We start from the raw sequence: 7,241 nt of genomic DNA, 5'->3' as shown, positions 1-7,241 counted from the left end.
GTACTTCTTCGCCGTCGCGCCGCCCGACTTCGCCAGCGTCATCGTGATCGCCGCCGTCAGCGTCGTCTTGCCGTGATCCACGTGACCGATCGTGCCGATGTTGCAGTGCGGCTTCGTGCGTTCGAACTTTTCCTTGGCCATTCTCTTAGCTCCTCAGTCCCCGAACCGGGGTTCCTGTCTGGTTTGGGGTGTGGGTTTTAGGCGGAGTGCTTCTTGATCACTTCGTCGGCGACGTGTTGCGGCACCGGGTCGTAGTGGTCGTACTGCATGGTGAACTGGGCGCGGCCCTGCGACATGCCGCGCAGCGTGTTCACGTAGCCGAACATGTTGGCCAGCGGCACGAAGGCGTTCACGACGGTGGCGTTGCCGCGCATGTCCTGACCCTGGATCATGCCGCGACGGCCGTTCAGGTCGCCGATGACGGAACCCAGATACTCTTCCGGGGTCACGACCTCGACGGCCATGATCGGCTCGAGCAGCTTCGGCGCGCCTTGGGTGCGCAGCTCCTTGAAGGCCGCGCGCGCCGCGATTTCGAAGGCCAGCACCGACGAGTCGACGTCGTGGAACTTGCCGTCCGTCAGGGTGGCCTTGAAGTCGATCAGCGGGAAGCCGGCCAGCAGGCCGTTGTCCTTGGCCGAGTTCAGGCCTTTTTCCACGCCCGGGATGTATTCCTTGGGCACGGCGCCGCCGACGATGGCGCTTTCGAACACGAAGCCCGAACCCGGCTCGCCCGGCTCGAAGGTGATCATGACGCGGGCGAACTGGCCCGTGCCGCCGGTCTGCTTCTTGTGGGTGTAGTCGATCTCGGCCTTGCGCCCGAGGCTTTCGCGATAGGCAACCTGCGGCGCGCCGATGTTGGCCTCGACCTTGTAGGTGCGCTTCAGGATGTCGATCTTGATGTCGAGGTGCAGCTCGCCCATGCCCTTCAAGATCGTCTGGCCCGACTCGTGGTCGGTCGAGACGGTGAAGGAGGGGTCCTCCGAGGCCAGCTTGGCCAGGGCCACGCCCAGCTTCTCCTGGTCGGCCTTGGTCTTGGGCTCGACCGAGATCTCGATCACGGGGGCCGGGAATTCCATCTTCTCGAGGATCACCGGCGACTTGATCGGGTCGCACAGGGTGTCGCCGGTGCGGGTTTCCTTGAGGCCGGCCAGGGCGACGATGTCGCCGGCGTAGGCCTCCTTGATGTCCTCGCGGTTGTTCGAGTGCATCAGCAGCATGCGGCCGACGCGCTCCTTCTTGTCGCGGCTGGAATTCAGCAGCGCCATGCCGGTCTCCATCTTGCCGGAGTACAGGCGGCAGAAGGTCAGGGAGCCCACGAAGGGGTCGTCCATGATCTTGAACGCCAGAACCGACAGGGGCTCGTCGTCCGAGGCCTTGCGGGTGACGGGCTCTTCGGTCCGGAAGTCGATGCCCGGCGTGGCCGGGATGTCGACCGGCGACGGCAGGTAGTCGACGACGGCGTCCAGCAGCGTCTGCACGCCCTTGTTCTTGAAGGCCGAGCCGCACAGGATCGGATAGAAGGCGCCGGTCAGCACCGCCTTGCGGATGCACTTCTTGATGGTCTCTTCCGAAGGCTCGTTGCCTTCGAGGTAGGCCTCCATGGCCTCGTCGTCGAGCTCGACGGCGTTGTCGATCAGGTACTGGCGGGCTTCGTTGGCCTTGTCGACCAGGTCGGCCGGGATCGGCACGTCCTTGTACGAGGCGCCCAGGCCGTCGTTGTCCCAGACCACGCCGGTCATGCGGACCAGATCGACCAGACCCGTCAGGTTGGACTCGGCGCCGATCGGGAACTGGATCGGCACGGCCTTGGCGCCCAGCCGGTCGCGGATCGACTCCACCGACTTGTCGAAGTCGGCGCCGATCTTGTCCATCTTGTTGACGAAGACGATGCGCGGAACCTTGTACTTGTCGGCCTGACGCCAGACGGTCTCGGTCTGCGGCTCGACGCCGGCGTTGCCGTCCAGAACGGTCACGGCGCCGTCCAGCACGCGCAGCGAGCGCTCGACCTCGATGGTGAAGTCCACGTGGCCGGGGGTGTCGATGATGTTGAGGCGCTTCTCTTTCCAGAAGGCGGTCGTCGCGGCCGACGTGATGGTGATGCCGCGCTCCTGCTCCTGGTCCATCCAGTCCATGGTCGCGGCGCCGTCGTGGACCTCGCCGATCTTGTGGGACTTGCCGGTGTAATACAGGATCCGCTCGGTCGTCGTCGTCTTGCCCGCGTCGATGTGGGCCATGATGCCGAAGTTGCGGTAGTCTTCGATTTTATGCGTGCGGGGCATTGGGGAGCGTGCCTTGCGGTCGATGCGGACCGGCGAAGTGCGCGGCCCTTGGAATGGGGTCTGGTCGGAGCGCGGGCGGTCTAGCCCAATCCCGCGAGGCCCGCCAGTGCGGCGAGCCCCGGCGGGCGGAAGCCCTTACCAGCGGTAGTGCGAGAAGGCCCTGTTGGCTTCGGCCATCTTGTGGGTGTCTTCGCGCTTCTTGACGGCCGTGCCGCGGTTGTTGGCGGCGTCCAGCAGTTCGGCGGCCAGCTTTTCCGTCATGGTGTTCTCACCGCGCTTGCGGGCGGCGTTGACCAGCCAGCGGATGGCCAGGGCGCGACGACGGTCCGGACGGACCTCGACCGGCACCTGATAGGTGGCGCCGCCGACGCGACGCGACCGGACTTCGACCGACGGAGCGACGTTGTCGAGCGCCGAGTGGAAGGTGGCGACCGGCTCCTGGTCCTTCTTCTTCTCGGCCAGGATGTCGAAGGCGCCGTAGACGATGTTCTCGGCGACGGCCTTCTTACCTTCGTACATCACGTAGTTCATGAACTTGGTGACGATCAGGTCGCCGAACTTCGGATCCGGCAGGACTTCACGCTTCTGAGCGCGGTGACGACGGGACATGGATGTATCCTCTTAAAACTGGGGTGGCGCAGGGCGGATTACTTCGGACGCTTGGCGCCGTAGTGCGAACGGCGCTGCTTGCGGTCCTTGACGCCTTGCGTGTCCAGCACGCCGCGCAGGATGTGGTAGCGGACGCCCGGAAGGTCCTTCACGCGGCCGCCGCGGATCAGGACCACCGAGTGCTCCTGCAGGTTGTGGCCTTCGCCAGGGATGTAGCACACCGCCTCGATGCCCGAGGTCAGGCGCACCTTGGCGACCTTACGGAGCGCCGAGTTCGGCTTCTTCGGGGTCGTCGTGTAGACGCGGGTGCAGACGCCGCGGCGTTGCGGGCAGCCCTTCAGCGCCGGCACCTTGTTACGGGCGACTTTCGGCTGGCGGGGCTTGCGCATCAGCTGGTTGATCGTGGGCATTCGAACTCGTCTCTCTTCTCAATCGATGGAGGCGTGTGCCTTTCGGCCGGAGCGCCTCGATGCCTTCTTTTTGGACGGACCTCACGGCCTGCCCCGGGGTGATTTCGAGCCGTCACGACAAACGCAAAAGCCGGAACGCGCGCTTCGGGCGTTCCGGCGGGCAGCAGCCCGTCCAATGAGTTGTCACGATCGTAGCGGGCGCGGACGCCCTCTCGAAGGTGCGCGGCTTCTACGCGCGGGAGGGCTGTGGGTCAAGGGCGCGCCCGTCCGCCGGGCGGCGACGGAATATGCGGCGCCCGCGCGTTACAGCCTGACGGTTCGCACGGAAAGACGATCACGCCCATGACCTCCACGCCACCCGCCGCCTCCAGCTTCGCGAAGCCCCGGTTCCGTCGGCCGCGACGGAGCGTGCTGATCGGCGTGGGCGCGGTGCTGCTGGCGGCGCTGGCCATCTGGTTCTTCTTCCTGCGCGGGGACGGCGCGGCCGAGCCCTATCGCACCGAGGCCGTGCGGCGCGGCGAGATCACGCGCTCGGTGTCGGCGTCCGGCACGCTGGAGGCGCTGGTCACCGTCGAGGTCGGCTCCCAGATCTCCGGTCAGGTGACGCAGGTCATGGTCGACTACAACGACCGTGTCCGCCGCGGTCAGGTCATGGCGGTGCTGGATCCGCAGAACCAGCGCAGCGCCGTCGAGCAGTCGCAGGCGCAGATCGCCTCGGCCCAGGCCGGCGTGGCGCAGGCCCAGGCGCAGGTCGCCCTGGCGCAGGCCGAGTACGACCGCCAGAAATACCTGTTCGATCGCCAGATCATCGCCCAGGCTGCGCTGGACACGGCGCAGGCGTCGCTGCGGACGGCACGGGCCAACGTGGCCAGCGCGCAGGCGCAGGTGCGTCAGGCGCAGGCTTCGCTGCGTTCCGATCAGGCGACGTTGGGCCGCACGACCATCACCGCCCCGATCGACGGCATCGTCATCGACCGCCAGATCGAGCCCGGTCAGACCGTCGCGTCGGGTCTGAACGTGGCCGTGCTGTTCACGCTGGCGCAGGACCTCGGGCGCGTTCAGGCGCTGGTCAACGTCGATGAGGCCGACATCGGTCAGGTGCGGGTCGGCCAGCCCGTCCGTTTCACCGTCGACGCCTTTTCAGACGACAGCTTCACCGGTCAGGTCACGCAGATCCGCGTCCTGCCGACGACCGAGTCCAACGTGGTGGCCTATACGGTGGTCGTCGAGGCGGACAATCCGGGCGAGCGGCTGCTGCCCGGCATGACGGCCAACGCTGAAATCGTGCTGGAGGAGAAGCGGGGCGTGCTTCGCGTGCCGAACTCCGCCTTGCGGTTCACCCCGGCCGATGTGGAGACGCAGGAGCAGGCCGGCGCCGGCGGCGGCGCCTCGCCGTTCGGCCCGGGCGCCGGCGGGCAGCAGCGCCGCGCCGGCGGCTCTCCTGGCCGGGGCAACATGGCTGCGGCGGTCATCGAGGAGCTTGGGCTCGACGCGGCGCAGAAGGCCCGCGTCCAGCCGATCCTCGACCGGGCACAGCAGGAGGCGCGCGCCGCCCGCCGCTCGGGCGGTGCTCAGCAGGGCGGCGGTCAGCGGCGTCGCGGAGCCAATCCGGCGGCCGCGGCGGCCTTCAACAAGGCCTTCGACGAGATCAAGCCTTTGCTCCGCCCCGACCAGCAGGTGAAGCTGGAGGCCCTGCGCGGGCGCTTCGCCGGCGGCGGCGGTCGCGGCACGGTCTGGGTCCTGCGCGACGGCAGGCCGGTGCAGGTCTCGGTTCGCACCGGCGCCACCGACGGCAGCTACACCGAGGTGCTGGGCGGCGAGCTGAAGGAAGGCGATCAGGTCATCACGGGCGGCGGCCCGCGCCGCACCGACGCCCGCGCCCAGCAGCAGGCGCAGCGCATGGCCGGCGGCGGCTTCGGCGGGGGCGGCGGCCCGCGATGATCGAGATCGAGCGCCTGACCAAGACCTACGTCATGGGCGACGAGGTCATCTCCGCCCTCGCCGGGGTGTCGCTCAGGATCGACCGGGGCGAGCACGTGGCGATCATCGGTCCGTCGGGCTCAGGCAAGTCGACGCTGATGAACGTGCTGGGCGGCCTGGACCGGCCGACGAGCGGCCTCTATCGCTTCGAGTCCGAGCCGGTGGAGGACTTCGACGACGATCAGCTGGCCGGCTTTCGCAACCGGCGCATCGGCTTCGTCTTCCAGTCCTTCCAGCTGCTGCCGCGCCTGACCGCCGCGCAGAACGTCGAACTGCCGATGATCTACGCAGGGGTCGAGCCCGCCGTTCGCCGCGAGCGTGCGGTGGAACTGCTGACGCGCGTCGGCCTGGAGCATCGCCTGAACAACAAGCCGACGCAGATGTCGGGCGGACAGCAGCAGCGCGTGGCCATTGCGCGGGCCCTCGCCAACGCCCCCGACCTGCTGCTGGCGGACGAGCCGACGGGCGCGCTGGACACCGCCACGGGCCAGGAGGTGCTCGCGCTGTTCGACGAACTGAACGGCCAGGGGCTGACGCTGTGCATCGTCACCCACGATCAGGAAGTGGCGGCGCGCGCCCGCCGGCGCATCGCCTTCCGCGACGGGCACATCGTGCAGGACGACCGCCATGCTGGATAAGACCTCGACACGCGGACAGGCCCTTCAGTTCTCGACCGGCGGAATGAGCTCTCTGGAACTGGTGAGGTTCGCGCTGGGCGCCATCACGGCGCATCCCATGCGATCCGCCCTGACGTCGCTGGGCGTGGTCATCGGCGTGGCGGCGGTGATCATGATGACGTCCATCGGCGTGGGCGCCCAGCAGCGGGTGGAGCAGGCCCTCTCAAGCCTCGGCACCAACATGCTCGTCGTTCGCCCGGGCGCCCCGCGCAGCGGCGGAGGCGGCGGCTTCGTGCGAGGCGCGGGCGGCTCGGGCGCCAGCCTGACGGTGGACGACGCCGAGGCCATGCGGATCCTGGATGGCGTCGCCGCGATCTCGCCCGCCATCAACGGCGGGGCCCAGCTCGTCTATGAGGGCGCGAACTGGTCCAGCCGGGTCGAAGGCGTGACGCCCGACTATCTGGTCGCCCGCGATCTGGAGATCGCCTCAGGTCAGATGTTCGACGAGGCTGCCGCCGAAAGCGGCCGCAAGGTCGCCGTCCTGGGCCAGACCGTGGTGACCGAGCTGTTCGGCGAAGGCGTGGACCCGGTCGGGCAGCGAATCCGCGTCGGCCCCATCCCGTTTCAGGTGATCGGCGTTCTGGTGCCGAAGGGGCAGTCGGGCTTTCAGGACCAGGACGACATCGTCGTCATCCCGCTGGACGCCGCCCGCAGCCGGGTGATCGGTCGCGGTCCGGGGGCGCGGGGCGACAGCGTCAACCAGGTCTACGTCAAGGCGGTGGACGAGGACGCCCTGTTCCAGCTTGAGCAGGACGTCGCCGAACTGCTGCGCCAGCGCCATCGCATCCAGCCGGGTCAGGAGGACGACTTCAACGTCCAGAACCTGACCTCTGTGCAGGAGGCGGCGCAGAGCTCGACCCAGACCTTCACCATCCTGCTGGCCGCCGTGGCCGGAGTGTCGCTGGTCGTCGGCGGAGTGGGCATCATGAACATCATGCTGGTGTCCGTGACGGAGCGGACGCGCGAGATCGGACTGCGCATGGCCATCGGCGCCAAGCGGTCCGACGTCCTGACGCAGTTCGCGCTGGAGTCGGTGGCCCTGTCGCTGCTCGGCGGACTGATCGGCCTGACGATCGGCGTCGGCGGAGCCCTGCTGATGTCGACGCTGGGCGACTGGCCGTCGGTCATCCCGGCCTGGGCGGCGCCGCTGGCGATCGGTTTCTCCAGCTTCGTGGGCGTGGTGTTCGGCGCCTATCCGGCCTGGCGCGCGGCGCAGCTGGATCCCATCGAGGCCTTGCGGCGGGAATAGCCGCGAAGAGGTCGTAACTTCGCCACGCTCGCCGCCT

Annotated in this window: 7 protein-coding genes; 3 read left to right on the top strand and 4 right to left on the bottom strand. The window is 68.3% G+C overall.

The genetic code is table 11. The features are described from left to right. From VGR32_RS01960 to rpsL, 4 genes are all read right to left on the bottom strand, one after another. A partial coding sequence (locus VGR32_RS01960) for a GTP-binding protein (protein ID WP_293523924.1) occupies positions 1–141 on the bottom strand: 141 nt, incomplete at its 3' end. A 56-nt stretch (positions 142–197) separates the two neighbouring features. Next, entirely contained in the window at positions 198–2,279 is a 2,082-nt protein-coding gene (fusA, locus tag VGR32_RS01955) for an elongation factor G (protein ID WP_327447488.1), read from the bottom strand. Between the two features lie 135 nt (positions 2,280–2,414). Beyond that, on the bottom strand, positions 2,415–2,888 hold the full coding sequence (rpsG, locus tag VGR32_RS01950) for a 30S ribosomal protein S7 (RefSeq protein WP_125257492.1): 474 nt from the start codon (positions 2,886–2,888) through the stop codon (positions 2,415–2,417). A gap of 38 nt (positions 2,889–2,926) precedes the next feature. Beyond that, on the bottom strand, positions 2,927–3,298 hold the full coding sequence (rpsL, locus tag VGR32_RS01945) for a 30S ribosomal protein S12 (protein WP_125257493.1): 372 nt from the start codon (positions 3,296–3,298) through the stop codon (positions 2,927–2,929). A gap of 342 nt (positions 3,299–3,640) precedes the next feature. On the opposite strand from rpsL, the gene VGR32_RS01940 reads away from it, so the two are divergent. From VGR32_RS01940 to VGR32_RS01930, 3 genes are read left to right on the top strand one after another with little or no spacing between them, the layout of a single operon-like run. Further along, a complete protein-coding gene (locus tag VGR32_RS01940; protein ID WP_327447485.1) occupies positions 3,641–5,239 on the top strand; it encodes an efflux RND transporter periplasmic adaptor subunit in 1,599 nt (532 codons plus the stop codon). After that, positions 5,236–5,916, top strand: coding sequence for an ABC transporter ATP-binding protein (locus VGR32_RS01935; protein WP_327447483.1), 681 nt, complete (start codon positions 5,236–5,238; stop codon positions 5,914–5,916). Before VGR32_RS01940 ends, VGR32_RS01935 begins: the two co-directional genes overlap by 4 nt. Further along, positions 5,906–7,204: an ABC transporter permease gene (locus VGR32_RS01930; protein WP_327447481.1), complete on the top strand. Its 1,299-nt coding sequence runs from the start codon at positions 5,906–5,908 to the stop codon at positions 7,202–7,204. The genes VGR32_RS01935 and VGR32_RS01930 overlap by 11 nt, the downstream gene beginning before the upstream one ends. Positions 7,205–7,241 lie beyond the last annotated feature (37 nt).

It is taken from the genome of Brevundimonas sp., assembly GCF_035935935.1.
GTDB lineage: Bacteria > Pseudomonadota > Alphaproteobacteria > Caulobacterales > Caulobacteraceae > Brevundimonas.
The sequence above is the reverse complement of the archived record's forward strand: the minus strand, read 5'-3'. Positions and strand labels throughout refer to the sequence as shown.

Bases quoted from the DNA above. Each gene is read 5' to 3' on its own strand.
- rpsG (WP_125257492.1), bottom strand. From the start codon at position 2,888: ATGTCCCGTCGTCACCGCGCTCAGAAGCGTGAAGTCCTGCCGGATCCG.
- VGR32_RS01935 (WP_327447483.1), top strand. From the start codon at position 5,236: ATGATCGAGATCGAGCGCCTGACCAAGACCTACGTCATGGGCGACGAG.
- VGR32_RS01940 (WP_327447485.1), top strand. From the start codon at position 3,641: ATGACCTCCACGCCACCCGCCGCCTCCAGCTTCGCGAAGCCCCGGTTC.
- VGR32_RS01930 (WP_327447481.1), top strand. From the start codon at position 5,906: ATGCTGGATAAGACCTCGACACGCGGACAGGCCCTTCAGTTCTCGACC.
- rpsL (WP_125257493.1), bottom strand. From the start codon at position 3,298: ATGCCCACGATCAACCAGCTGATGCGCAAGCCCCGCCAGCCGAAAGTC.
- fusA (WP_327447488.1), bottom strand. From the start codon at position 2,279: ATGCCCCGCACGCATAAAATCGAAGACTACCGCAACTTCGGCATCATG.